18 protein-coding genes and 1 pseudogene are annotated in these 26,065 nt (G+C 64.2%); 8 read left to right on the top strand and 11 right to left on the bottom strand.

Going from position 1 to position 26,065, the window contains the following annotated elements:
* Nucleotides 1-169: 169 nt before the first annotated feature.
* From JJC00_RS35720 to JJC00_RS35710, 3 genes are all read left to right on the top strand, one after another.
* Nucleotides 170-904 (top strand): HugZ family protein, encoded by a 735-nt coding sequence (locus JJC00_RS35720; protein ID WP_200470407.1) that lies wholly within the window; start codon nt 170-172, stop codon nt 902-904.
* 79 nt (nt 905-983) lie between these two features.
* Complete coding sequence (locus JJC00_RS35715) at nt 984-3,575, top strand: CHAT domain-containing tetratricopeptide repeat protein (protein WP_200470406.1); 2,592 nt, start codon at nt 984-986, stop codon at nt 3,573-3,575.
* 282 nt (nt 3,576-3,857) lie between these two features.
* A complete protein-coding gene (locus tag JJC00_RS35710; protein WP_200470405.1) occupies nt 3,858-5,474 on the top strand; it encodes a phosphoenolpyruvate carboxykinase in 1,617 nt (538 codons plus the stop codon).
* 576 nt (nt 5,475-6,050) lie between these two features.
* Here JJC00_RS35710 and JJC00_RS35705 read toward each other — a convergent pair.
* From JJC00_RS35705 to JJC00_RS35690, 4 genes and pseudogenes are all read right to left on the bottom strand, one after another.
* Nucleotides 6,051-7,204: pseudogene (locus JJC00_RS35705) on the bottom strand (IS110 family transposase).
* Between the two features lie 110 nt (nt 7,205-7,314).
* A complete protein-coding gene (locus JJC00_RS35700; RefSeq protein WP_200470404.1) occupies nt 7,315-8,586 on the bottom strand; it encodes an IS110 family transposase in 1,272 nt (423 codons plus the stop codon).
* 262 nt (nt 8,587-8,848) lie between these two features.
* A complete protein-coding gene (locus JJC00_RS35695; RefSeq protein ID WP_200470403.1) occupies nt 8,849-9,664 on the bottom strand; it encodes an acyl-CoA thioesterase in 816 nt (271 codons plus the stop codon).
* A gap of 152 nt (nt 9,665-9,816) precedes the next feature.
* The gene (locus JJC00_RS35690) at nt 9,817-12,342 is read right to left on the bottom strand and encodes a glycogen/starch/alpha-glucan phosphorylase (RefSeq protein WP_200470402.1); all 2,526 of its coding nucleotides are present in this window, start codon (nt 12,340-12,342) and stop codon (nt 9,817-9,819) included.
* A gap of 243 nt (nt 12,343-12,585) precedes the next feature.
* On the opposite strand from JJC00_RS35690, the gene JJC00_RS35685 reads away from it, so the two are divergent.
* Nucleotides 12,586-12,816, top strand: a complete 231-nt coding sequence (locus JJC00_RS35685) for a hypothetical protein (RefSeq protein WP_200470401.1) — start codon at nt 12,586-12,588, stop codon at nt 12,814-12,816.
* A 63-nt stretch (nt 12,817-12,879) separates the two neighbouring features.
* Here JJC00_RS35685 and JJC00_RS35680 read toward each other — a convergent pair whose 3' ends face one another.
* Nucleotides 12,880-13,173, bottom strand: coding sequence for a GIY-YIG nuclease family protein (locus tag JJC00_RS35680; protein WP_200470400.1), 294 nt, complete (start codon nt 13,171-13,173; stop codon nt 12,880-12,882).
* Between the two features lie 196 nt (nt 13,174-13,369).
* On the opposite strand from JJC00_RS35680, the gene JJC00_RS35675 reads away from it, so the two are divergent.
* Nucleotides 13,370-13,801 carry a hypothetical protein gene (locus tag JJC00_RS35675; protein WP_200470399.1) on the top strand — a complete coding sequence of 144 codons (432 nt, stop codon included), beginning with the start codon at nt 13,370-13,372 and terminating at the stop codon, nt 13,799-13,801.
* A gap of 53 nt (nt 13,802-13,854) precedes the next feature.
* On the opposite strand, the gene JJC00_RS35670 is transcribed toward JJC00_RS35675, so the two are convergent.
* Entirely contained in the window at nt 13,855-14,628 is a 774-nt protein-coding gene (locus JJC00_RS35670; protein ID WP_200474343.1) for a DUF2865 domain-containing protein, read from the bottom strand.
* Between the two features lie 177 nt (nt 14,629-14,805).
* A complete protein-coding gene (gene pyrE / locus JJC00_RS35665; protein ID WP_200470398.1) occupies nt 14,806-15,369 on the bottom strand; it encodes an orotate phosphoribosyltransferase in 564 nt (187 codons plus the stop codon).
* A gap of 173 nt (nt 15,370-15,542) precedes the next feature.
* On the opposite strand from pyrE, the gene JJC00_RS35660 reads away from it, so the two are divergent.
* The gene (locus JJC00_RS35660; protein WP_200470397.1) at nt 15,543-16,169 is read left to right on the top strand and encodes a glutathione S-transferase family protein; all 627 of its coding nucleotides are present in this window, start codon (nt 15,543-15,545) and stop codon (nt 16,167-16,169) included.
* A gap of 46 nt (nt 16,170-16,215) precedes the next feature.
* Here the strand turns inward: JJC00_RS35660 and JJC00_RS35655 are convergent, their stop codons facing one another.
* The 4 genes from JJC00_RS35655 to JJC00_RS35640 all read right to left on the bottom strand — a co-directional run bounded on the left by JJC00_RS35655 (nt 16,216) and on the right by JJC00_RS35640 (nt 21,928).
* Nucleotides 16,216-16,851 (bottom strand): LysE family translocator, encoded by a 636-nt coding sequence (locus JJC00_RS35655; RefSeq protein WP_200470396.1) that lies wholly within the window; start codon nt 16,849-16,851, stop codon nt 16,216-16,218.
* A gap of 89 nt (nt 16,852-16,940) precedes the next feature.
* Nucleotides 16,941-17,480, bottom strand: a complete 540-nt coding sequence (locus JJC00_RS35650) for an NADPH-dependent FMN reductase (RefSeq protein WP_200470395.1) — start codon at nt 17,478-17,480, stop codon at nt 16,941-16,943.
* A gap of 11 nt (nt 17,481-17,491) precedes the next feature.
* Nucleotides 17,492-20,584, bottom strand: a complete 3,093-nt coding sequence (polA, locus tag JJC00_RS35645) for a DNA polymerase I (protein WP_200470394.1) — start codon at nt 20,582-20,584, stop codon at nt 17,492-17,494.
* A gap of 273 nt (nt 20,585-20,857) precedes the next feature.
* Entirely contained in the window at nt 20,858-21,928 is a 1,071-nt protein-coding gene (locus tag JJC00_RS35640) for an acyltransferase family protein (protein WP_200470393.1), read from the bottom strand.
* Nucleotides 21,929-22,121: 193 nt separating this feature from the next.
* Between JJC00_RS35640 and JJC00_RS35635 the strand changes: the two genes are divergently transcribed.
* Both JJC00_RS35635 and hrpB read left to right on the top strand, forming a co-directional pair.
* Nucleotides 22,122-23,438: a UDP-glucose dehydrogenase family protein gene (locus JJC00_RS35635; RefSeq protein ID WP_200470392.1), complete on the top strand. Its 1,317-nt coding sequence runs from the start codon at nt 22,122-22,124 to the stop codon at nt 23,436-23,438.
* Nucleotides 23,439-23,568: 130 nt separating this feature from the next.
* Nucleotides 23,569-26,043, top strand: a complete 2,475-nt coding sequence (gene hrpB / locus JJC00_RS35630) for an ATP-dependent helicase HrpB (RefSeq protein ID WP_200470391.1) — start codon at nt 23,569-23,571, stop codon at nt 26,041-26,043.
* Nucleotides 26,044-26,065 lie beyond the last annotated feature (22 nt).

Genomic DNA, 26,065 nt, shown 5'->3' with positions numbered 1-26,065 from the left:
ATGGGTGCCGAATTCGGCGTTCGAACTTTGTCACCGAGCAATGCAAGCTGGGCTGAAGTGTGACCAAGTTCCACGAAACACGGCAGATTCGCCGCATGTCGACCCATAACCGGACCCCCGTTTACCCGAAAAAATGCCCGCCTTGCAACCACCTGGGCCGAGAAAGCCAATGGAACCGACCTCCGACTTCGACCCCGGAAAGCTCGCCAAATCGCTGCTCAGGCGGTCGCGGCAGGGCGCGCTCGCGACGCTCATGCCGGGCAGCGGCGATCCCTACTGTTCCCTGGTCAATCTGGCCAGTCACCTCGATGGCTCCCCGATCCTGCTGATCTCCCGGTTGGCGGTTCATACCAGGAACATCCTTGCAGACAGCCGGGTCTCCCTGATGCTGGACGAGCGCGCCGCCGGCGATCCGCTGGAAGGCGCTCGGATCATGCTGTCCGGCCGGGCCGAACAGGCCGAGGATGAGAGGGATCTGCTTCAGCGGCGGTATCTCAATGCCCATCCGGCGGCGGAAGCCTTTGTCTCATTTAAGGATTTTGCGTTCTTCCGGATCCGACCCGCGGGAACCCATCTGGTCGCAGGTTTTGGCCGGATCGTCGATCTCAAGCCGGAACAGTTCCTCACGGACCTCGCCGGCACCGAGGACCTGCTGGCGGCGGAGGAAGGCGCCGTCGAGCACATGAATGCCGACCACCGTGCCGCCATGGGCCTGTACGCAACAAGGCTGCTTGGTGCGCCCGCGGGCGATTGGCGCTGCACCGGCTGCGACCCCGAAGGCATCGACATGCAGGACGGCCAGACCACGCTGCGGCTGGATTTTCCGGAGCGGGTCGCTGATGGCACGGCACTGCGCAAGATGCTGGTCCGTCTGGTGGGAGAAGCGCGTGCGAAGACGGACTAACCCGCAATAGTTTGAACGTCGCCTCACATCGCTGCGACCCAAGATCGTGATCGGTCTGAGATTGGCAGCGAGAGGGCTCATGACGCGTCGTTTGGCATTGGTTGCGGGCCTGGGGCTCGCGATCACGGCATCGCTTGCCACGCCCAGCTTTGCCCAGGCGGGCGGTCTTGCCGCGCAGAGCGCGCGGATTAATGTGCTGAGAAGTGCCGGGAAATACTCCGAGGCGCTGCCGCTGGCGCAGGCCATGGTGGTCTCGCTCGAGAAGACCAGCAACAACCGCGATCTCGCCGCTGCACTCAACAACCTCGCGCAGATCTACGCCGATCAGGGGCATGACGATCAGGCGGAGCCGATCTACAAGCGCGCCATCGCTTTGATGGAGAAGGGGACCGGCCTCGACAGTGTCGAGATCGCGCCCGTGCTGAACAATCTCGCCGCTCTCGATCAGCGGCAAGGCCGCCTCGCTGATGCCGAACCGTTATTCAAGCGGGCGCTGGCTATCCGCGAGAAGGCGCTGTCGCGCGAGCATCCCGACGTCGGCCAGTCCCTCAACAATCTCGGTACGCTCTATGTGAAGCAGGAGCACTTTGCAGATGCCGAGCCGCTGTTCCAGCGGGCGCTCGCGATCTACCAGAAGGTCGGCGGCCCCGAGCATCCGGCGGTCGCAACGCTCCTGAACAATCTCGGCCAGCTTGATCGCGACCTCGGTCGCGATGCGGATGCCGAAGCGCCGATCAAGCGCTCGCTCGCGATCCGCGAAAAAGCGCTGGGGCCCGATCATCCCGACGTCGCGCGGTCCCTCAACAATCTCGCCGGGCTCTACGAGCACCAGCAGCGCTATGCCGATGCCGAACCGCTGTATCGCCGCGCGCTCGCCATTCGCGAGCGTGCGCTTGGGCCGGATCATCCGGATGTTGCGACATCCATCAGCAATCTCGCTTATTTCCTCCTTGTGTCCGGGCGAACTGCGGACGCGTTGCCGCTCGCGGAAAAAACGATTGCGAACGACCGCGCCCAGTTGCGCGTGGTGCTGCCGATCCTGTTCGCGGCGCGCCAGCAATCGCTGCTGCCGCATGACAAGGCGTTGGACGAGGCGCTCGCCGCGATCCAGCGCGGCACGCAATCCTCCGCCGCATCGGCCGTCAACAAGCTCGCGGTGCGGCTCGCCGCCGGCAACGACCGTCTCGCCGAGCTGGTGCGCAAGGACCAGGATCTCGCGGCCGAATCTGAATCGCTCGACAAGGCGATCATCACGGCCGTATCGAAGCCGTCGGCGCAGCGCGACGTCGCCTCCGAGCAGCGCAGCCGCGGGCGGATCGCGGTCATCGCAAGCGAGCGCGCCGGCCTGCAGAAGACGCTCGCCATTGAATTCCCCGATTACGCCTCGCTCTCCAACCCGCTGCCTCTGACGGTCAAGGACGTCCAGCCCCTGCTGTCGGCCGACGAAGCGATGGTGCTCTATTCCGTCGTCGACAAGCGCAGCTATGTCATTGCCATCACGCGGGAGAGTGCCGACTGGAAGGAAATTCCGCTTGGCGCAGATGCGCTGGCGCAGAAGGTCACGGCTTTCCGCCGAGGTCTCGATGTCGGCAAGGCACGCGATGGCTCCGGCAAATCAGGCTTGTTCGACCTCGCGCTCGCCAACGAGCTCTATGTCACGCTGCTCGGCCCGGTCGAGGCGCTGACCAGGGACAAGCGCAGCCTGCTCACCGTGCCGTCGGGCGCGCTTACCGCGCTGCCGTTTCATCTGCTCGTCACGGAGGCACCGCAAGCTGCGATCCCCGAGACGCTCGAAGGTTATCGCAGCGCTGCCTGGTTGCTGCGGCGTCAAGCTGTCTCGGTGCTGCCATCGGTGGTCAGCCTGAAATCGCTGCGTGCCTTTGCGCGCAAGGATCAGGGCGTCAAGCCGATGACGGGCTTTGGCGATCCCGTATTCAACCCGGCGCAGGAAGGTCCCGCCGATCGCCGCGCTGCAAGCGGCACGGTTGCCGCGCGCAGCATCGTGACGTCAGCCTATACCGATTTCTGGCGCGGCGCCGGCGTCGATCGCGCGCGGCTTGCGCAGGCGCTGCCGCAACTGCCCGATACAGCAGACGAGCTGAATGCCGTGGCGAAAGATGTCGGTGCGACTGATGCCGACATTCATCTCGGCCGCGACGCCAGCGAAGCGACGCTCAAGCGTGCACCGCTTGCTCAATACAGCATCATCTACTTTGCGACCCACGGCCTCGTCGCCGGCGACATCAAAGGCGTGGGCGAGCCATCGCTTGCGCTCTCGATTCCCGGCCAGCCCTCGGAGCTCGATGATGGCCTGCTCACGGCGAGCGAAGTCGCCCAGCTCAAGCTCAATGCCGATTGGGTCGTGCTGTCGGCCTGCAACACGATCGCCGGCGACAAGCCGGGCGCCGAGGCCCTGTCGGGACTGGCGCGCGCTTTCTTCTATGCCGGTGCGCGCGCGCTCTTGGTTTCGCATTGGGCCGTGGATTCGGAGGCTGCCACCCGCTTGACCACTTCGACCTTCGATCTGCTCAAAAACGAACCAAAAATCGGCAGAGCCGAAGCTCTGCGGCGCGCGATGGTAACGTACGTCGACGATACCTCGTCGTCCCGCAATGCCTACCCCGCGATGTGGGGGCCATTCGCGCTGATCGGCGAAGGTGCGGTACGATAGCGCGGCGCAGCATTGTGCGTCGCAAAACACTTGATAACGCTGAAACACGCGTTTGGTTGCGCGATCATTCGTGATTTTTGCATCAGCCTGCTCAGGGCTGACATGCGCGGCGTTTGGCGCGGTCCTTGAATAAACCAAATCCTGCGGGATCAGCTTGGCAACGTCGGCGTTCATCAGTATTAGGTCATCCAACCGAGGCCCGACGGCCTGTAGTTCACGGTGACCGCGATGGCGCCAAAGTTAGGTCGCGCTATGTGTCGCGGGTTCTAGGAGGATTTTTTCGTGCAAGAGACGGGCGTGCGCAACGGTGCCTTCGGCGCCGACAAATTCGGCTTAAAGAATCTCAAGCAGGTTCACTGGAACTTCGGCGCGCCGCAACTGTATCAGTACTCGCTCTCCGCGGGCGAGGCGGTGCTCTCCGCCAACGGTTCGCTCTGCGCCGATACCGGCGAGTTCACCGGCCGTAGCCCGAAGGACAAGTTCACGGTGCGTGACGCCACCACCGACAAGAAGATGTGGTGGGCCGGCAACCAGTCGATCACTGCTGAGCAGTTCGAGACCCTCTACCAGGATTTCATCAAGCACGCCGAGGGCAAGAGCCTGTTCGCGCAGGACCTCTATGGCGGCGCCGACCCGGCCTACCGGATCAAGACCCGTGTCTTCACCGAGCTTGCCTGGCACTCGCTGTTCATCCGCACGCTGCTGATCCGTCCCGAGACGGTCGAGCTGTCGACCTTCACGCCGGAGCTCACCATCATCGACATGCCGAGCTTCCGCGCCGATCCGAAACGTCACGGCGTGCGCTCGGAGAACGTCGTCGCGATCGACTTCGCCCGCAAGATCGTGCTGATCGGCGGCTCCTACTATGCCGGCGAGATGAAGAAGTCGGTCTTCACCACGCTGAACTATTATCTGCCCGAGCGCGGCGTGATGCCGATGCATTGCTCGGCCAATGTCGGCGCCAATGGCGACACGGCGATCTTCTTCGGGCTATCCGGTACCGGCAAGACCACGCTGTCGGCCGATCCCAATCGCACGCTGATCGGTGACGACGAGCACGGCTGGGGCCCGAACGGCGTGTTCAACTTCGAAGGCGGCTGCTACGCCAAGTGCATCAAGCTCTCACAGGAAGCCGAGCCCGAGATCTACGCGGCGTCAACCCGGTTCGGCTCTGTGCTCGAGAACTGCGTGCTCGACGAGGACACCCGCATCGTCGATTTCGACGACGGCTCCAAGACCGAGAACACGCGCTCGGCCTACCCGCTCGACTTCATCCCGAACGCCTCGCGCACCGGCCGCGCGCCGCAGCCGAAGAACGTGGTGATGCTCGCCGCCGACGCCTTCGGCGTGCTGCCGCCGATCGCCAAGCTGTCGCCGGCGCAGGCGATGTACCACTTCCTCTCGGGCTACACCGCCAAGGTCGCCGGCACCGAGCGCGGTCTCGGCAACGAACCCCAGCCGGAATTCTCGACCTGCTTCGGTTCGCCCTTCCTGCCGCTCGATCCCAGCGTCTATGGCAACATGCTGCGCGACCTGATCGCCCAGCACAATGTCGATTGCTGGCTGGTCAACACCGGCTGGACCGGCGGCAAGTACGGCACCGGCTCGCGCATGCCGATCAAGGTGACGCGCGCGCTGCTCACCGCCGCGCTCGACGGTAGCTTGCGCAACGTCGAATTCCGCACCGACCAATATTTCGGCTTCGCGGTCCCGACCGCGCTGCCGGGCGTGCCGAGCGAGATCCTCAATCCGGTCAACACCTGGAAGGACAAGGACGAGTTCGACAAGACCGCACGTAGCCTGGTCGGCATGTTCCAGAAGAACTTTGCCAAGTTCGAAGCCCAGGTCGACGCCGAGGTGCGTGCCGCTGCGCCCGACGTGAAGCTCGCGGCGGAGTAAATTTCGTATCGCTTGGAACGCAAAAGGGCGGCCGCGAGGCCGCCCTTTTTGTTTCTCGCGAATTCTCTCCACCGTCATTGCGAGCGCAGCGAAGCAATCCAGAATCCCTCTGCGGCGGCAGTCTGGATTGCTCACATGGGGATTTGGTGTGTCAAGGTGGTAGTTCAGCTTTTTGTTCGATTGCAGCCAGCTCTTCGTCCCGACCGTGGGGCCCTTCGGATGGCGCGCGCAGATCGAGTCAAGGTCGGCCCGTAGGGCCGCTGCGAAGCGGCTTGACCTTGACTTGAGCGAGCACGCCATCAGGCTTTGGTGGTCGGGCGGATAACTCCTTGTCGTCAGGCGATCTCAGGTTCGAGCCAGTTTTGACAATCTGGTTTTGCTTGCCAGATCAAACTCACATTCGGTCGTCGCGTGATAGCGACAGCACCAACATTCCGCTTGCGGCGGGCAGGCTCGAGAGGACGAGGCCATTCTTCGTTGCGGCGTTTGAAGCCATGCAATCCATCGGTTCGTCACCCGGATCAGCCGAGGTTCGATCGGACCTCGGCAGATTGGTTTTGAGGTGGTGAAGAGGGCTCAGGCGGCAGGCTTCATCACGGCCCCCTCGATCACGACGCCCTGGGTGACATACTTCCACAAGGCGACCAGCAGCTTGCGCGCCAACGCCACGATCGCGCGCTTGCGGCCGCGCTGGCTGTTGGCCTTGAACCATTGGGTCAGAGCCGATTGGGGCTGGTGGCGTATCCACAACCAGGCGAGCTGGATCATCGTGGTTCTCAGCCGCGGATTGCCGGCCTTCGACACGCCCTGCTCGCGCTCGATACCGATGGCGTGGCCGCAAGCCCCGCATAGGAGGCGACCTGGCGGCGGTTGGCAAACTGGCGCCAGAAGGCTTCCGTCCAGAGAACGGCAGCGAAGTTCGGGCCCAGGCTCTTCAGGCCGAGCAGCATGGTGACCGGGTCCGATGCAGCCTTCTCGCCGGTTGGCTTGCTCGCCGTCAGTAGCGCCTCTTGCTCGCGCTCCACCGCCGCGATCTGCTCGAGCAGCAGTTCGAGCCGGGCGAGCTCGCGGCCGACCTGCGCCTTCAAATGCTGCGGCAACGGGCGCCCGTCCCCGGTGCGCAAGGCCTCGAGCCGTGCCTTGCGGTCGCGCCGCAGCGGCACATAGCCGGATATCCCTTGTGCAAACAGCAGCCCCTTGATCCGGTTGACGTGCTCGATCCGCTCCGCGATCAATGTCCGCCGCTCGCGGCAAAGTCGGCGGCGATCCTCGTCCTCCGGTGAAGGAGCAACCACCATCGCGCAGACCCGCGGCTCGCCGCGCTTGTAGGCCAGAAGCGACCGCAGCAGCGTCTCGCCATCGAGCCTGTCCGTCTTGGCCCGCCGGCGCCGGCGCGGCGTCGCGATCGAGGCCGGATCGACCACGTGGCTTTCAATGCCCTCCTGCTGCAAAGCGCGGTGAAGCCAGAACCCATCCAGTCCAGCCTCCTGGATGGTGATGATCGGATAGTTCTCCCCCGTTCGGGCCAGGGCCTTCTGTTTCAGCTCTGCAAACAGCTTCAAGAGTGCCGCAATATCACCGGCCTCCACGCTGTGTCTGGACATCTTCTCGCCCTTGCCGGGCGACAGCGAGGTCACCAGCCATGTCGAGCGGCTCAGTTCCAATGACACAAAAATTGCGCCAAACTGCGTGCGGATAGCGGCCGGTCCGTCGGAAGGATGATCGAGCAATATCGTCGTCTCCAGGTTGAATGGATTTAGCAACCTCAGTCTGGCCTCAGATCTGGTCGCTATCCACTCCCCATGGAATCCTCGCTGCGCTAAGAAGTAACTAGGCTGGATCAGGCGGCCTCCGGAAGTGGCTGGAGCTGAGCGGCATAACCAAGCTTGGCTAGCTGGGCGACGAGACGTCTGGCCTTTGCGGCGGTTGAGCGATGATCGAAATGCGCGGCGCCTAAGTCGTGGTGCTCGGTTCCGTCCTTGAACATATGATAGATGGCGGTGAGCAGGGAGGCTGCCACGGCGCAGATGGCTTTCTGTGGTCCACGGCGGCGGCTCAGGCGGTTGAAGCGGGCATTGTAGAAGCTGTCCTTCTTTCGCTTGGCGGCCCAGGCACACTGCACGAGCATGGTCTTCAGCCATGGCGCTCCTTTGCGCAGCCGCGTGCGTTTGCGCTTGCCGGCGCTCTCATTCTGTCCCGGACACAACCCAGCCCAGGCGACGAGATGGCCTGCGCTCGGGAAGCGGCTCATGTCGCGGCCAATCTCGGCCAGGATCGATGTGCCAGCCAAGGTGCTGACACCTGGGATCGTACAAAGGAGCGAGATCAGATCGCGAAAGGAGGCCTGGCCGTCGGCGGCCTCCTTATCCAGCCTGGCAATCGCGGTGTCGACTTGCCGATCGATCTGATCGATGGCCGCACTCAGGGCATCGTATTGCCCGATGTGCAATTGCAGGAGAAAACGATGATGCTCAGTCAGCCGACCATGGAGCGCGTCATAAAGCTGTTTGGGAGAGGCCTTGATCTGCGCATGAGCCAACGCTGCCAGCTTGCTCGGGTCACGCACCCCCGCGATCATCGCCTCGATCATGCGTCGGCCGCTGACACCCATGACCTCGCAGATCACCGAACCGAGCTTGATGTTGGCAGATTCCAGCGTCTTGTCGATTCTCTGCACATGCCGCGTCTGCTCGCGCGTAAGCTGTTTGCGGGTCCGCATCAGCGAGCGCAGCTCCTGCAGCCGTTCCTTGGGTACGAAGCTCGCCTTCAGCAGGCCGCATGCCACGAGATCGGCGATCCACATCGCATCGTTCATGTCGGTCTTGCGGCCAGGCACGTTCTTGATATGCGCGGCGTTGGCCAGGATGAGCTCGAAAGCGCCATCGCTCAGAATGTTCCAGACCGGCTTCCAATACACGCCGGTGGCCTCCATGGCGACATGCGTGCACTTGCTTTCTCTCAGCCACTCGAGCAAGGCCAGCAACCCTGCCGTCGTCGTCTCAAAGGTGCGGCATTCCCGCTCCACCTTCCCTGCCGTCGTTCTCCGCACACAGGCAACGACCGTCGCCTTATGCACATCCAATCCGGCCACTCGTTCGTATAAGACATCCATTGGCGCCTCCAACGCTTGCACTGCCGGCGTGGGGCCTCATCGATAGGAAGTCTAAGAAGCGGGCTCCGGGGCTCTCGCCCCGGGCTCCAGTTGGGGTCATCAAGGCATCCCGGGTCCAAACTCGCAATCGGGCTCTCGGCACCAGACAGCAGCCGACCTCGCTGCCGGCAGCTCCCCATCTTCCGACCTCGACGCCGTTACATCAAGCGCGGGTCGGCCACCGGCCGGTGCTAAACTCGCAATGACGAGGTCGTGAAAACGCTTACGCCTTGAAATACGCAATCTGCGTCGTCGTCGCGAGCAGCCTGCCGTTCGGCGACCACAACTCAGCGTTCTGGTCGGCGTAGCTCTTGTGCATGATCTTCGAATCAGCGGTCGCAAGCACGCGCGTAATATCTTCGGCTGCGAGCTCCTCCGCGTCAGTGTGGAAATAGGTCGTCAGCGACACCGTGCCGAATGGCACCAGCTCGCGGCGTGCGTGGAAGATGCGGCCGAAGAAGGCGTCCGACATCGACATCAGCGACAGCATGTCGAGCCTGCGCGGCTCGCGATCGCTGATCCAGAGCTTCGAGTAAGTGCTCGCGAGCTCTGGCCGCGGCGGGCCGAGCCGCATTTCGCCCTCGACGAAGCGGAATTCGTACTGGTTGGCCCAGGACGCTGCGATCTTCGGAAATGGCAGCGTCTGTTCGAACGGCTTTGTATCCGGATATTGCGCCACCCTGTGCTCCCAGGACGGCCGGCGCTCCGCGAATACCGCGGTGGCGAGCGTAGCGACCTCGCCGCCGCCCTGCGACAGTTCGACGCTCCAGTGCTGGCTAGAGCGGTTGGCCTTCACCAGCCGGAGGTCGAGATCGAACGGACCCTTGGCGATCGGTGCGCAGTAATTGACGGTCAGCGCCAGCGGATCGCCGGCGCGTTGTGGATGCTCGATCAGCGCGCGCAGGATGGTCGCCGCAGTCGCGCCGCCGAACGGTCCGACGAAGGCCCAGTAGTCATCGCTGGTGTGCCCCTGCCAGCTGCTGTCACCGGCGGTGATGCGGGTGGCGTCGTCGAAGGGGTGCGGGAGCTTGGCGTGCATTCTTGGTCCTCGATGCCGACCCCATCGTCATTGCGAGCGCAGCGACGCAATCCAGATCGATGGCACTTGGGGGATGACGATAATCATATCATCATCCCCTCTGCGAGATGCAATGACCCCGCAGGTAACGCCGATTTCACGCTGCGGAAAAATCAGCTCGCGGCGTCGTGCAGATCCTCTGCCATCTGGAATGGCGGCGTGATCGGATTGACCGGCACGTTCCAAATCTCCTCGGCGTATTCGCGGATGGTGCGGTCGGAGGAGAACCACGCCATGCGCGCGACGTTGAGGATGGAGGCGCGGGTCCAGGCCGGCGCCACCTGCCATCGCGCGTCGACCGCACGCTGCGCCTCGTAATAGGAATCGAAATCGGCGCTGACCATGTAGTGGTCGAGATAGCGCAGCGCATGCGCGATGGATTCGAAGCGGCCGGGATCGCCGGGCGAGAACTCGCCGGTGCCGATCGCATTGATGGCGCGCTGGAGCTTTGGCGACTTCCGGACCGCGTCGGAGGCATCTAACCCCTGCTTGCGTCGGATCATGACGTCGCCGGCCTCCATGCCGAAGATCGCGATGTTCTCCGCGCCGACCTGGTCGCGGATCTCGATATTTGCGCCGTCGAGCGTGCCGATGGTGATGGCGCCATTGAGCGCCAGCTTCATGTTGCCGGTGCCGGAGGCTTCCATGCCGGCGGTCGAGATCTGCTCGGAGAGGTCGGCCGCGGGGATGATGATCTCGGCGAGGCTGACATTGTAGTCGGGCAGGAAGACGACCTTCAGTCTGCCGCCGATAGCGGGATCGTTGTTGACGACCTCGGCGACGTCGTTGATCAGCTTGATGATCAGCTTGGCGTAGCGGTAGCTCGCAGCAGCCTTGCCGGCAAAGATCTTCACCCGCGGCACCCAATTGCCGTTGGGATCGTCCTTGATCGACTGATACAGCGCGACTGTCTCGACGACGTTGAGGAGCTGACGCTTGTATTCGTGGATGCGCTTGATCTGCACGTCGAACAGTGCGGTCGGGTCGACCTTGATGCCGATCCGTTCGCCGATCAGGCGCGCCAGCGCGGTCTTATTGTGAAGCTTGACGCTGCGGAATTTTTTCTGAAATTCGACGTCGCTGGCGCGGGCCTCGATCAGCGAGAGCTGGGTCGGGTCGTCGAGCACGGCCTCGCCGCAGGTCTCGCGCAGGAGATCGGTGAGCTTCGGGTTCGCCAGCATTAGCCAGCGGCGGAAGGTGATGCCGTTGGTCTTGTTGGTGATGCGGCCTGGATAGAGATGGTTGAGATCGTGAAACACAGTCTCGCGCATCAGATCCGAATGCATCGCCGAGACGCCGTTGATGCGGTGCGAGCCGACGAAGGCGAGCTGGCCCATGCGGACGCGGCGGCCACTCTTCTCGTCGATCAGCGAGACCGAGGCGCGGAAGTCGATATCACCGGGGGCACGCGCTTCGGCGAGCGCAAGATGCTGCACGTTGATGCGGTAGATGATCTCGAGATGGCGCGGCAGCAGCCGCTCGAACAGCTCGACCGGCCAGGTCTCCAGCGCTTCCGGCAGCAGCGTATGATTGGTGTAGGACAGCGTCGCGACCGTGATCTTCCACGCCTCGTCCCAGCGGAAGTTGTGGAGGTCGACGAGGATGCGCATCAGCTCGGTGACGGCGAGGCTCGGATGGGTGTCGTTGAGCTGCACCGCGACCTTGGACGACAGGCTGCGCAGCTGGCCGTCGGAGGCGAGATGCCGCTTGATGAGATCCTGCAGCGACGCCGAGACGAAGAAATATTCCTGGCGCAGCCGCAGCTCGCGGCCCGCCGGGCTCTCGTCGTTCGGATAGAGAAATTTGCAGATCGCTTCGGCGCGCGACTGCTCGGCGCTGGCGCTGACATAGTCGCCCTTGTTGAAGGCATCGAGCTTGAGCGGATCGGGCGAGCGTGCCGACCACAGCCGCAGCGCGTTGACGTGCTGGCCGCGCCAGCCGACGATCGGCGTGTCATAAGCGATCGCCTGCACCGTCTCGCTCGCGTGCCAGATCGCGCGGTCGCGGCCCTTGTCATCGACATGCTCGACGCCGCCGCCGAAATTGATGTCGTAGATCACTTCCGGCCGTTGCAATTCCCAGGGGTTGCCGAAGCCGAGCCATTCGTCCGGATATTCCTGCTGCCAGCCCTGGTTGATGATCTGGCGAAACAGGCCGTAATCGTAGCGGATTCCGTAGCCGATCGCGGGAATCGACAGTGTCGCCATGCTCTCCATGAAGCAGGCGGCGAGGCGGCCGAGGCCGCCATTGCCGAGCGCCGCGTCCGGCTCGCATTTGCGCAGCTCAGGCAGCGACACGCCGAGATCGCCGAGCGCGACCTCGAAGATATTCAAGAGGCCCATGTTGTTGAGCGCGTCGGTGAAGAGGCGGCCGATCAGGAATTCGAGCGAGAGATAATAGACGCGCTTGCGGCCTGCGTCGTAGCTGCGCTTCTCGGCCGAGAGCCAGCGATGCACGATGCGGTCGCGCAGTGCGAGCGCCGCGGCCTGGTACCAGTCATGCCTGGTCGCCATGCCGGCATCCTTGCCAATGGCAAGGCGCAGCTTCGCCAGGATCGCGCCCTTGATCTCCGACAACGCGAGTTCGTCGATGGGCTGACCGGGGGTGGGGAAATTTGGCTGGAACGATTGATCTTGCAAGGCCGTCACTTCCTGGTCGCGAGAACACCACTAAAACCCTACGCGTCTTCTAACCTACGCGTCTTGTTCTAACCTACGCGTCTTGCCCCTGCACCGGAACCATCGCTGGCGCGGCCGTGCACTGCGTTGGCGTAAAATTATGCAAGGAACGGGCCGACTTGGGAACCCGGACGAGCACGGGGGACCGTGAATTTGGTGCTACATTGGGCACAGATTCAGCCAGCAGTGTGGAGGAGACGCCCCATGAGACTGCTGATCGAAATCGCTGCCGCAGCGCTTCTTGTCATCTGCATCGCCACGTCGAGCGCCGCCTTCGCCGCCGGCAAGGGCCGCAGCGCCGATGGCCTCAGCTGCGGCTTCTCGCTTCCGCAAAATGCATCTCCTTCCGCCCGTTGCGCCGCCATCAAGCGCCAATGCGGCGGCAAGTTTTACGCGAGCGCGTGCGGGGATAAGTTGATGTCGGCGGTGAATTGAGCCCGACTTGCGCAACAAAGATGGTGTCGTCCCGGCGAAGGCCGGGACCCATAGCCACCGCTCTCAGATGAGATGTGAGAGATCGCGCCAATCTGGATTTCCCTGCTCAATCAGGCGGATTTTCCAGTCGCGTTGCCATTCCTTCAATGCTTTCTCGCGTGCGATCGCTTCAGATGGCGATGCAAACGTCTCGACGTAGACCAGCCGTGTCACGCCATACTTCTTGACGAACTTCGAGCCTCGTCCCGAGCGATGCAATGTGAGCCGGTTGCTGATGTCATTGCAGACGCCGATGTAAAGCGTGCCGTAGCGCCGGCTCGCGAGAATGTAAACATAGTACGCGGCGGGTGCATTCATCGCTGGGCCCCATTTCCGAAAACGTCTGACAGCGGTGGCTATGGGTCCCGGCCTTCGCCGGGACGACGGCCACCGATAATCCTTTGCTCAGCATCAGAACAAATTAAGAACACTTTAGCAAGTCTTTGATATATCATTGTGATTCGGCGCATTGCCGACACAATATCTAGGGTCTGACAGCCGTCGCGAGGACTACATGTCCACCATTGCCTTCGATCAGTTTGCTCTCACCCGGATCGCCGATTTCGCGCGGTCACTGTCGCGGCTGCATCAGGCGGCGCGGCGCTATACCGTCGACGACGACCAGTTCGACCGCGAGTTCAACGCGGTGTGCCAGTCAATCTGGGGCTACACGATCGACGACATCAGCGACGATCTGTTCGCACCCGAGGATCATCATTTCCTCGACACGCTGGACGAAGCGCATGCGCGGATCTTCGCGGCCGAGCAGGGCTATGACCTCGTCAGCGAGACGGGCATGCTGACCGACTGGTGGGGCTTTTGCTGGATGATTTTGGCCGAGAAGCGCGGCCTGCTGACCGCCGAAAACCGCGCTGCCGCGCGTGCGGCGATCGAGGAGAAATATCTGGCGGCGCCGAATGTGATCGGGGTGATTATTGGGCGGTGATTTCAACTGTCATTCCGGGTTCGATGCTAGCGCATCGTCCCGGAATGACGAATTCAATCCAAACCCGCGCGCTTCGCCGACTTCGCCGGCGTCTTCGGCACCGTCACGTCAGGCAGCGTCTCGCGCGCGATTTCGGCTGCCGGTGCGTCTGCCGCCACCGTTTCCGCGCGCACCGGGGCCACCTTCATCTCGCCGAGCCGGGCGCGGACCTGCGCGGTGAGGCCGGGATAGGAGGCGACCGGGGTGAACTCCGCGGTTTGCTCCATGCCGAGGCGGACGCCGGTATAGGCAACGAGGCCATCGGAGGTGGCGATGACGTCGCCGGCCTTCAGCGAACTGTCCAGCGTCAAATCGACCGGAGCGAGCCCGGCCGGCTCGCGGCCGTTGCAGGTACAATCGGCGCGCAGCGCCCTGCGGTAGGCGAAGGCATTCTCGCTGTCGGCATAGCGCTCGCCGGTCTGGCTATAGGCGCTGTCGATCGAGGAGCCGAAAAAGATTTTGGTCGTGCTGGCAGGACAGAAAGCCTGACACATCTGCGCCGGTGAAGCGACGCCGCGCATCAGCGGAAAATATTTGCCGTCGCAACTGCGCACGCAGAACGCCGGGCCGGAGCCGCCGGCCGCCGCCGAGCGGGTGGGTGGCACATATTGCGGCTGTATGGCCGGGTTTTGCTGACTGGCGAAGGGATCGACGTAGGAGTTCGCCTGCGGCACGTCGCGCTGCGGGCGCTGCTGGGCGCCGCCGAAGAGGAAGTCGAACAGGCCTTCGGCCGCAACCGGGGCCGGAGCTGCAAGCAGCGGTGCTGCAAGGGTGGCGGCCACGAGCATCGCGCGACGCCGCTGGCGCGCATGGGACACAATCGTACGCAACGCTTACTCCACCCGACGCTACTGAACCGGCCGGGACCATCAGGGTCTCAGCACATGATTCACCATAAAGCGGGATGGTAAATGAGGGGTTGAAGGTGGGCCGAATGCGATGCAGCGCGGCCGCAGCGATGGCGTTTACGCCTTCAAAAACTCCGACGCCTTGTACAGCGAGCGGAACGGCAGGCCGGCAGCACCGAAGGTGTCGTCGGCGCCTTCCTCGCGGTCGACCATGGTCAGCACCAGCACCACTTCGGCGCCGGTCTCGCGCACGGATTCCACAGCCTTCATCGCCGAGCCGCCGGTGGTGGTGACGTCCTCGACGATCACGACGCGCTTGCCGTCGAGCGTCTCGCCCCTTGGCAGGCCTTCGATCGCGAGCTTGGCGCCATGCTCCTTCGGCTTCTTGCGCACGAAGAAGGCCGCGATCGGATGGCCCTTGATCCAGGAGATCTGCGCCAGCGCACCGGCCAGCGGCACCGCGCCCATCTCGAGGCCGCCGATGAAATCGAGGTTGTCGTCCTTCAGCGTCTCATAGGTCAGCTCGGCCAGCAGCGTCGCGCCCTCCGGGTCCAGCATGGTCGGCTTGAGATTGAAATAGAAATCGCTCTTGCGGCCAGACGCGAGCGTCACCTCGCCGCGCCCGAAGGAGCGGCGGCGGATGATTTCGAACAGGCGGGCGCGGGAGGCTGATTTCGACACGGCGGTCCCTCGGGAGGGTTTTGAGAGGTGGCGGAATTTATCCGCGACGGCCGCGACATTCCAGAGGGAGCGCCGCCCGTCAACAGGGATCGGCCATCCCGGTCCGCCGGTTGTGGGGGTGCAACCTTCTGGAGTAGGTGGATGCCCGGGACTTCGGGAAGGAAACAAGGCAAATGACCATCGAGCTGCACACCTGGAACACGCCGAACGGCCGCAAAATCTCCGTCGCGCTGGAGGAAATGGGGCTGCCCTACAAGGTGGTCCCGGTGAACATCACCAAGGGCGAGCAGATGGCGCCGGGGTTCCTCAAGCTCTCCCCCAACAACAAGATCCCCGCGATCCTCGACCCCGAGGGGCCGGACGGCAAGCCCGTCAGCATCTTCGAGTCCGGTGCGATCCTGCTCTATCTCGGCGAAAAGACCGGCAAATTCCTGCCGAAATCGCTTCGCGAGCGCATTCCCGTCTATGAATGGTTGATGTGGCAGATGGGCGGTTTCGGGCCGATGCCAGGCCAGGTGCACCATTTCATCGCGCTCGAGAACGAGCAGGACCGCGCCTATGGCCTGAAGCGTTACATGGCCGAGACCCGCCGGCTCTACGCCGTGCTGGACCGCCGCTTAGAGGCCCGCGATTTCGTCGCCGGCGATCTTTCGGTCGCCGATTTCGCCATTCTGGGCTGGGCCTGGCGGCATCCTCGCCACAAGGTGGAGCTCGCCGATTTCCCCAACGTCAAGCGCTGGTACGACGCGCTGATGGCCCGCCCGGCGGTGAAGCGCGGCATGGACGCGAAGCTGGATTGAGGTGACCGGTGTCATCGCCCGGCTCGACCGGGCGATCCAGTTTGCCTCACACCTTCCGCGCCTCCACCGCCATCCGCACCGCAAGCCCGGCGAGCGCGGTGCCCATCAACCAGCGCTGCACCAGCATCCAGCTCGGCCGGCTCGCCAGGAACAGCGCGATCGATCCGGCTCCGAGCGCGATCATCGCGTTGACACTGACGCTGATCGCGATCTGGATCGCGCCCAGCACCACCGACTGCGTCAGCACGCTGCCGGCGGTGGGATCGATGAATTGCGGCAGCAGCGCCAGATACAGCATCGCGATCTTCGGGTTGAGCAAATTGGTGACGAGTCCCATCGCGAACAATTTGCGCGGGCTGTCGATTGCGAGCTTCCTCACCTGGAACGGAGAGCGTCCGCCTGGCTTCACCGCCTGCCAGGCGAGCCAAAGCATGTAGCCGGCGCCGGCAAAGCGCAGCGCGTCATAAGCAAAGGGAATCGCGAGCAGCAGCGCCGTGATGCCGAACGCCGCGCACAGCATGTAGAACACGAAGCCGAGCGCCACGCCGCCGAGCGAGACGATGCCGGCCGCCGGCCCCTGCGTGATCGAGCGCGAGATCAGATAGATCATGTTCGGCCCGGGCGTGAGCACGAGACCAAGACAGACGAGGGCGAAGCCGAGCAAGGCAGAGGTATGGGGCATGGATGAACCCGTGCGGGAGATGCACAGGTTCTAATATGCGCGGCACGGCGAGACCATCGCGCAATTGCACGGAGGACAATTCGCTGGTCCTACGCCTCAGATCGTACGGTACTGATAAATGTTACGAAACGCTCCATCGCCGAACGTATCAGCTCTGCCAGCGCAGGATCGGCAGCGATGCCATGCTCGTCCCAAGCGCCGCCGAGCAGCGGCAGCGTCACGCAGGCCTCCGTGTCGAGCCGGGCGGACATCGTCTCGAGCGTCAGCGTCAGGGCGGCCAGCGCGTGCGTCGCGCGCGGTGACGTGTTGATCAGCGCAACCGGCTTGCTCGGAAATTCGTGGCTGCCGACAAGCCAGTCGAGCGCGTTCTTTAGCACGCCGGCGACACCGCGGGCATATTCGGGGCTCGAGATCAGGAGGCCGTCGACGCGTCCGATCAGCTCGCGCATCGCGCGGACCGGCGCAGGCACATCATCGCCATCCAGATCCGGATTGAAAAAGGGCAGGTCTGCAATTCCCTCGAACAGGATCACGTCAACACCGGCAGGCGCGAGCCGCGCTGCTGCCCGGAGTACTGCGGTATTGCTAGACCCCGCCCGCAGGCTGCCGGAGATGGCGGCGATCTTCATCGGGACAGCCGTCAGTGCGCCTCGTCCCAATTATTAGCCGCGCGCGCATCCACATGCAGCGGCACCGACAGCAGCACGGCCGGGAACGGCGCGTCCTGCATCACGTGCTGCACGACAGGAAGCGTCTTCTCGACTTCCGCGTCCGGCACCTCGAAGATCAATTCGTCATGCACCTGCAGCAGCATCTGCGCCGAGAGCTTCTTCTCGGCCAGCGCATCCTCCACGCGCGTCATGGCGCGGCGGATGATGTCGGCGGCGGTGCCCTGAAGCCGCGCGTTGATCGCGGCACGCTCGTTGAAGGCGCGCACCGAGGCGTTGGAGGCCTTGATATCAGGATAGTGGCACTTGCGGCCGAACAGCGTAGTGACATAGCCGTGGCTCCTGCAGAAATCCCGCGTCTCGTCCATATAGGCGCGGATGCCGGGGAAGCGCTCAAAATACTTCTTGATGTAGGCCGACGCCTCCTCACGGGCGATGCCGAGCTGGTTGGCGAGGCCGAACGCCGAGATGCCGTAGATGATGCCGAAATTGATCGCCTTGGCACGGCGGCGAATCTCGCTCGGCATGCCCTTGATCGGCACGCCGAACATTTCCGAGGCCGTCATCGCGTGAATGTCGAGCCCATCGCGGAACGCCTGCTTCAGCACGGGAATGTCGGCGATCTCGGCCAGCAGGCGCAGCTCGATCTGCGAATAGTCGGCGGAGACCAGCTTGTGTCCCAGCGTCGCGATGAAGGCGCGACGTATCTTGCGACCGTCCTCGGTGCGCACCGGGATGTTCTGCAAGTTCGGCTCGTTCGATGACAGCCGCCCCGTCGTGGTCGCCGCCAGCGCGTAGGTCGTGTGCACGCGATGGGTCTGCGGATTGACATAGGTCGGCAGCGCGTCGGTGTAGGTCGATTTCAGCTTCGAGACCTGGCGCCACTCCAGAATCTTCTTCGGGAAGTCGTGACCCTGCTCGGCGAGCTCGTCGAGCACCTGCGCGGTGGTCGACCACGCGCCGGTCTTTGTCTTGGTGCCGCCGGGCAATCCCATCTTGCCGAACAGGATGTCGCCGATCTGCTTGGGGCTGCCGACATTGACGGGTTCGCCGGCGATCTCCTGGATCTCGGCTTCGACGCGCGCTGCGGTCTGCGCAAAGTCGCCGGAGAGGCGCGACAAGACTTGGCGGTCGATCGAGATGCCGCGCCGTTCCATCCGTGCCAGCACGGAGACCAGCGGCCGCTCCAGCGTCTCGTAGACCGTGGTCATGTGCTCGGCGACGAGGCGCGGCTTCAGCACGCGCCAGACGCGCAGCGCCATGTCGGCGCCTTCGGCCGACAATGGTGCCGCCTTGTCGATCGGCACCTGGTCGAAGGTGATCTTGCCCTTGCCGCTGCCGAGCAGCTCGCTCTCCTTCAGCATGGCATGGCCGAACCAGCGCTCGGACAGCGATTCCAACGCGTGCGAGCCGCGCCCGGCGTCGAGCACATAAGAGATCAGCTGCGCATCGTCGGCATTGCGCAGGGTGATGCCGTGCTGCGCCAGCATCACGGCGGCAAATTTGACGTCGAAGCCGATTTTGAGAATACCCGTCGATTCCAGCACGGGCCGCAGCGCCTGAATCGCGTCTTCGTGCTTGACCTGATCCGGCGCAAGGCCCGCGTCGAACAGGCCGGCGCCGCCGCCGGACTGCTTGTGCGCCAGCGGCACGTAGCAGGCCTCGTTCGGTGCCAGGGCCAGCGCGATGCCGCAGAAATCGCCCTGCATCGGATCGATCGAGTTTCCTCGGATCTCGATCGCAACGTGGCCGGCATCATGGATGCGTGCGATGAAGGCGTTGAGCTCTTTCAGCGACTTGATCGCCTGATATTTGCTGCGATCGACCGGCAGCTTGCGCAGCGTCTCTTCGCGCGCTGCGGCGAGTGAGACCGGTGCGCCTTTCGGACTGGCGGCCTTGTCTTCCTTGCTCGCAGATGTGTTGCGCTCGCCCGGCCGGGCTTGTGCCGGTGTGCCCGCTCCTGGCGCGGGTACGACGTCCGAGGGCGGCAGCGGCGAGAATACGCTGGCACCGCTCGCATAGCCGGGATCTGCATCGACGCTGGCAAGGTCGATCTGCGAATAGTCGGCGACGCGGCGCGTCAGCGTGGTGAATTCCATCGCCTTCAGGAAGGCGATCAGTTTTCGCGCGTCAGGCTCGTGGACGGCGAGATCGTCCAGTGGCACTTCGAGATCGACCTTGTCGTCGAGCAGCACGAGCTGGCGTGAGATCCGCGCCTTCTCGGCATTCTCGATCAGCGCCTCGCGGCGCTTCGGCTGCTTGATCTCGGTGGCGCGGAACAACAATTGTTCAAGATCGCCATATTCGACGATCAGCTGCGCCGCGGTCTTGATGCCGATGCCGGGAACTCCAGGCACGTTGTCGGTGGAATCGCCGGCCAGCGCCTGCACTTCCACCACCTTCTCCGGCGGCACGCCGAACTTCTCGATCACCTCGGGGATGCCGATGCGGCGATCCTTCATGGTGTCGTACATGGTGACGCAATCGGTGACGAGCTGCATCAGATCCTTGTCGGAGGAGACGATGGTCGCGGTCGCGCCGCGCACGCAGGCCTGCCGCACATAGGTCGCGATCAGATCGTCGGCCTCGAAGCCCACCTGTTCCAGGCAGGGCAGGTCGAAGGCGCGCACGGCTTCACGGATCAGCGCGAATTGCGGGATCAGATCGTCCGGCGCCGGCGCCCGATGCGCCTTGTATTCGGGATAGATCTTGTTGCGGAAGGTGACCTCCGACTTGTCGAACACGATCGCGAGATGCGTCGGCCGGTTGTCCTCCGGCATCTCGCGCAAGAGCTTCCACAGCATGTTGCAGAAGCCCAGCACGGCATTGACCTGCAGGCCGTCGGACTTGCGGTTCAGCGGCGGCAGCGCGTGATAGGCGCGGAAGATGTAGCCGGAACCATCGACCAGGAAGACATGGTCGCCTTTTCCTGCCGCCTTCGCCGCGACCGGTTTGGCAGCAGCTGGCGCAGCGGCGGGCTTGGTGTCTGCAGCGTTGGGCGCAGCACCCTTGGTGTCAGCGTTGGCGGCGGTCTTCGGGGATGTCTTTGGTGAGGTTTTGGGCATGGCCGCAATGTATGAATTTTTGCGGCCTTTGACAGCCTTGGGAGGGGGATTTTTGGGCCGCTGGCGCCACTATCCCCATTGTCATTCCCCGCATCCCCACTGGCATTCCCCGCGAAAGCGGGGAATCCAGTACGCTGCGGCTTCTCGGCTCAATCACTGGCGTCTCGGCGTACTGGGTCGCCCGGTCCCGGCTATGCTAAGGCTTCGCCGGGCTCTTCGGTGATGGGCCGGCGAAGCTTTGGCGAAGACGGCAAGCCGGGCGACGACGGCGAGCTACTCCGCCGCCTGCAACATCGGCCCGGCCTTCTTCGGCGCGATCCAGAACGCATCCGGCCGCTCGAACAGGAAGTCGGCGCGTAACCGCAGCGCGGCCCGCCAGATCGCCAGCGATCCCAGCACGCCGACGATGGTGACGATCAGCGACACCGCGCCGATGTCGGTGATGATTCCGCTGCGCAAGAGCAGCGTCCGCGTTGCCGCCATCGGCAGGAAGAAGGCGAGATAGATCACGATCGAGTGCTCGCCGCAGAAGCGCAAGAAGTTGCACCAATGCGCGCGCGCGAGCAGCGCGCCGATCGTGATGATGGCACAGGCGCCGGCGAAGCCGAGCACGAGCGACACGATCTTCCATTCGCTGGCACCGAATGCGACGAGGCCGGCATTGACCAGCACCCAGCACGCGAGCGCTGCGAGTGCCAGGGTGGGATGGCTGCGCGCGCGATCCGACAGCGCGAACACATAAGGCGCGAACAGATAGCCTGAATAGAAATAGACGAAGCGCGCACAGAACTCGTCGATCGCGGTCCAGCCGGTCGCGATGCGCGCCGTCTCCAGCGCGGCCGCCACGAGCCAGATCGCGAGCGGCGGGAATTTTCGTGTCAATTTTGTGACGATGAAGAAGATCGGCAGCAAGTAGATGAACCAGAGCGTGCCGAACGGCTCGATGAAGGATTCGAGATAGAGCAGGCCGGCGTCGCGCCAGCTGATTTCGGCCGCGAAAGCAGGGGCCTTGAAGCCGAACTGGATTGTCACCCAGACGACATAAAAATAAGCGAAATGCACCACCTTGCGGTCGAGATAGGTCCGCCAGTCCCGATCGATCACCAGCGGCAGGAACAGGCCCGAAATCATGAAGAAGTCCGGCATCCGGAACGGCTTTGCGAAGGCCACCAGGACATGCATGAAACCGGTCTCGCCGGCGGCGAGCTCGACCCCCAGCACCGAATGCATCATCACGACCATGACGATGCAGATGCCCTTGGCATAGTCGATCCAGTCGACACGCGCGGCTGCGGAGGCTTTTGGAAGCCCCCCAGTCGCGGCGATTGTGCCTGTTGATGCCATGGTGTCTCGTTTCGAGGCGTGTTCCGCCCGGTCCTGTGCGGGCGTGAGGCAGTGTGGCGCCCAGTGGTTTCCGACTTCTTTACCGGTACAAATCGCGTGCCGGTTTCTGACCGCGGGCTCTTCCTTCCCGACGGGAAAATGCTAAACCGCCCCGGATTGGGGCTTCGTTAACCAAGCTAGAACAGGGATTTTCATGCGCATCGCGATGATCGGCACGGGTTATGTGGGACTGGTGTCCGGAGCCTGCTTTGCGGATTTCGGTCACGACGTCACCTGCGTCGACAAGGACGAGAAGAAGATCGCTAGCCTGCAGCGCGGCGAGATTCCGATCTACGAGCCCGGCCTCGACGAGCTGGTCGCGACCAATGTGAAGGCCAAGCGGCTCGACTTCACCACCGACCTGTCGAAGCCGGTCGCGGATGCCGACGCCGTGTTCATCGCGGTCGGCACGCCGTCGCGTCGCGGCGACGGTCATGCCGATCTCTCCTACGTCTACGCTGCGGCGAAAGAGATCGCGCAATCGCTGTCCGGCTTCACCGTCGTGGTGACGAAGTCGACCGTGCCGGTCGGCACCGGTGACGAGGTCGAGCGCATCATCCGCGAGGCCAATCCCAAGGCCGACGTCGTCGTCGCCTCCAATCCGGAGTTCCTGCGCGAGGGCGCTGCGATCCGCGACTTCAAGTATCCCGATCGCGTCGTCGTCGGCACGTCCGACGAGCGTGGCCGCAAGGTGATGGGCGATGTCTATCGCCCACTGTCGCTGAATCAGGCGCCGCTGATGTTCACCGCGCGCCGCACCGCCGAGATGATCAAATACGCCGCGAATGCGTTCCTCGCGACCAAGATCACCTTCATCAACGAGATCGCGGATCTCTCGGAAAAGGTCGGCGCCAACGTCCAGGAGGTCGCGCGCGGCATTGGCCTGGACAACCGCATCGGCACCAAATTCCTGCACGCCGGTCCCGGCTTCGGCGGCTCCTGCTTCCCGAAGGACACCAAGGCGCTGATCAAGATCGCGCAGGACTACGACGTGAGCCTGCGCATCGTCGAATCCGTGCTCGCGGTCAACGAGAACCGCAAACGCGCGATGGCGCGGAAAGTGAGCCAGGCGCTCGGCGGTTCCTTGCGTGGCAAGACCATCGCCGTGCTCGGCCTCACCTTCAAGCCCGATACCGACGACATGCGCGACGCGCCGTCGATCCCGCTGGTGACTGGCCTCCTCGACATGGGCGCGAAGGTCAAGGCTTACGATCCCGTCGGGATGGAGCAGGCCAAGGGCGAGCTACCCAGCATCACTTACTCCGAGGACGCCTATTCCTGCGCGCAAGGTGCAGACGCACTGGTCGTCGTCACCGAGTGGGTGCAGTTCCGCGGCCTCGATCTCGACCGGCTGAAGAGCGTCATGGCGCAGCCCGTCGTCGTCGACCTCCGCAATATCTTCAGCCCCGAGGACATGGCTGCCGCCGGCTTCACCTATGAGAGCGTCGGCCGGCCGCCGGTACAGGGCTGATCGCTACATATTGTTCTTGACCGAAATCCGTCGTGGCCGGGCTTGTCCCGGCCATCCACGTCTTGTTCACTGCCAGGTGAAAGAACGTGGATGCCCGGGACAAGCCCGGGCATGACGACCGGATGATTTCTTGCCCCGCAACTTCGACACGCCCCTCCCGATCGATGCCGTGCTCGACGACCTCTCGCGCACGCTGGAGGCGCACAATGCGGCCGTGCTGGTGGCCCCGCCCGGCGCTGGCAAGACCACGCGCGTGCCGCTGGCGCTGCTCGATGCGCCCTGGGCCAAGGGCAAAAAGATCATCGTGCTGGAGCCACGGCGTATCGCCGCGCGGGCCAGCGCCGATCGCATGGCCAAGTCGCTTGGCGAGCGCGCCGGCGAAACTGTCGGCTATCGCATCCGCTTCGGCTCGAAGATCTCGCGCGCGACTCGCATCGAGGTCGTGACCGAAGGCATTTTTACCCGCCAGATCCTCGACGATCCCGAGCTCTCCGGCGTTGCCGCGATCCTGTTCGACGAATTCCACGAACGCTCGCTCGACGCCGACATGGGGCTGGCGCTGGCGCGCGATGCGCAGCTCGGCCTGCGCGAGGATCTGCGCATCCTGGTGATGTCGGCCACGCTCGACGGCGCGCGCGTCGCAAAGCTGCTCGGCGAGGCGCCCGTCGTCGAGAGCGAGGGCCGCGCCTTTGCGGTGGAGACCCGCTATCTCGGCCGCAAGGCAGATGCGCCGATCGAGCGGCAGATGGCCGATGCGATTGCCTCGGCCCTGCGAGCTGATAGCGGTTCGGTGCTCGCCTTCCTGCCGGGCGCCGCCGAAATCCGCCGCACCCAGACCTTTCTCGGCGAACGCGTGCAGGATGCTTCCATCGAGATCGTGCCGTTGTTCGGCGCGCTCGATGCCGCCGTGCAGGACCGCGCCATCTCGCCCGCTCCCAAAGGCATGCGCAAGGTCGTGCTGGCGACCTCGATTGCGGAGACGTCGCTGACGATCGAAGGCGTGCGCATCGTCGTTGATTCCGGTCTCGCCCGTGTGCCTCGCTATGAGCCGGATATCGGCCTGACGCGGCTCGAGACCGTGCGCGCTGCGCGTGCCGCAGTCGACCAGCGCCGCGGCCGCGCCGGCCGTACCGAGCCCGGCGTGTGCTATCGGCTCTGGGACGAGCCGCAGACGGCCTCGCTCGCGCCCTATACCCAGCCGGAAATTTTGAGCGCGGACCTCTCCTCGCTGGTGCTCGATCTCGCGCAATGGGGCGTCGCCGACGCTGCCGCGTTGTCCTTCCTGGATCCGCCGCCGCAGCCGGCGTGGAAGGAAGCGAAGAGCCTGCTCTCCGAGCTGAACGCGCTCGATGGCGACGGCCGTATCACGGCGGAGGGCAAGAGCCTTCGCGCGCTGGCGCTGCCGCCGCGGCTGGCGCGCATGATCGTGGATTCGCATCGTGCCGGCGCGGGCGAAGAGGCGGCCGAGATCGCGGCCATTCTCACCGAGCGCGGGCTCGGCGGCGACAGCGCCGATCTCGAGCATCGGCGCGACCAGTTCCGCCGTGACCGTTCGCCGCGGGCCGCAAGTGCGCGCGACCTGGCAAGGCGCTGGGCCTCGCAGGTCGCCGCGTCCGAGAAAGCGGGACAGCAGGAGGATCTCTCGACCGGCCTGATGCTCGCCTATGCCTTCCCGGATCGTGTCGCGCGCAACCGTGGCAATGGCAGTTTCGTGCTCGCCAACGGTCGTGGCGCCGCGATGGAGCAGACCTCGTCGCTCGCCCGCGCCCCCTATATCGCGATCGGCGAGATGACGGGGACGGCTGCGAGCGGCCGCATCCTGCTCGCCGCGCAAATCGCCGAGGACGACATCGAGCGGCATTTCGCCGAGCATATCGACACGACCGACGAGATATCCTTCGACCGCGGCGCGATGGCGCTGCGCGCGCGGCGCAAGCGCGTGCTGCATGCGATCACGCTGTCCGAGGCCACGCTTGCCGTGTCGCCCTCCGAGGACACCGCGCGCATTTTTGCCGATGGGCTGATTGCTGCCGGCCTCGACCGGCTGCCCTGGTCGAAGGCCGCCAAACAATGGCGCGACCGCGTCATGTTCTTGCGCAAGGCCGAGGGCGAGAGCTGGCCCGATCTCTCCGACGACGGGCTGATCGCGCGGCGCGACGACTGGCTGGTGCCGGCGCTCTACGACAAGATCGCGCTGAAGGACATTTCCGCCGGCGATCTCTCCGATGCGCTGATGGCGCTATTGCCGTGGGAGATGCGCACGCGGCTCGACCGCGAGGCGCCGACCCATTTCGAGGCACCCACCGGAAGCGTGCTCGCGATCGACTACGAGGCCGAGCAGGGGCCGACCATCGCGGTGCGGCTCCAGGAATTGTTCGGGCTCAACACTCATCCGTCGATCGCCGCCGGCAAGGTGCCGCTGGTGCTGGAACTGCTGTCGCCGGCGCAGCGCCCGGTGCAGGTGACGCGTGATCTCCCCGGCTTCTGGCGTGGCAGCTACGCCGCCGTGCGCTCCGACCTGCGCGGCCGCTATCCCCGCCATCCCTGGCCCGAAGATCCGGCAAGCGCGCTGCCGACCCGGCGGGTCAAGCCGCGCGGGACGTGAGATCACGTCCCTCCATTAACCG

The sequence above is a fragment of the Bradyrhizobium diazoefficiens genome (genome assembly GCF_016616885.1).
Taxonomy (GTDB): Bacteria; Pseudomonadota; Alphaproteobacteria; order Rhizobiales; family Xanthobacteraceae; genus Bradyrhizobium; species Bradyrhizobium diazoefficiens_F.
The sequence above is the reverse complement of the archived record's forward strand: the minus strand, read 5'-3'. Positions and strand labels throughout refer to the sequence as shown.

Coding starts and splice junctions, on each gene's coding strand:
- polA (WP_200470394.1), bottom strand. CDS start 20,584: ATGCCCAAAACCTCACCAAAGACATCCCCGAAGACCGCCGCCAACGCT.
- JJC00_RS35715 (WP_200470406.1), top strand. CDS start 984: ATGACGCGTCGTTTGGCATTGGTTGCGGGCCTGGGGCTCGCGATCACG.
- JJC00_RS35655 (WP_200470396.1), bottom strand. CDS start 16,851: ATGCCCCATACCTCTGCCTTGCTCGGCTTCGCCCTCGTCTGTCTTGGT.
- JJC00_RS35695 (WP_200470403.1), bottom strand. CDS start 9,664: ATGCACGCCAAGCTCCCGCACCCCTTCGACGACGCCACCCGCATCACC.
- JJC00_RS35670 (WP_200474343.1), bottom strand. CDS start 14,628: ATGCTCGTGGCCGCCACCCTTGCAGCACCGCTGCTTGCAGCTCCGGCC.
- JJC00_RS35700 (WP_200470404.1), bottom strand. CDS start 8,586: ATGGATGTCTTATACGAACGAGTGGCCGGATTGGATGTGCATAAGGCG.
- JJC00_RS35640 (WP_200470393.1), bottom strand. CDS start 21,928: ATGGCATCAACAGGCACAATCGCCGCGACTGGGGGGCTTCCAAAAGCC.
- JJC00_RS35720 (WP_200470407.1), top strand. CDS start 170: ATGGAACCGACCTCCGACTTCGACCCCGGAAAGCTCGCCAAATCGCTG.
- JJC00_RS35675 (WP_200470399.1), top strand. CDS start 13,370: ATGTCCACCATTGCCTTCGATCAGTTTGCTCTCACCCGGATCGCCGAT.
- JJC00_RS35680 (WP_200470400.1), bottom strand. CDS start 13,173: ATGAATGCACCCGCCGCGTACTATGTTTACATTCTCGCGAGCCGGCGC.
- JJC00_RS35660 (WP_200470397.1), top strand. CDS start 15,543: ATGACCATCGAGCTGCACACCTGGAACACGCCGAACGGCCGCAAAATC.
- JJC00_RS35650 (WP_200470395.1), bottom strand. CDS start 17,480: ATGAAGATCGCCGCCATCTCCGGCAGCCTGCGGGCGGGGTCTAGCAAT.
- JJC00_RS35635 (WP_200470392.1), top strand. CDS start 22,122: ATGCGCATCGCGATGATCGGCACGGGTTATGTGGGACTGGTGTCCGGA.
- JJC00_RS35685 (WP_200470401.1), top strand. CDS start 12,586: ATGAGACTGCTGATCGAAATCGCTGCCGCAGCGCTTCTTGTCATCTGC.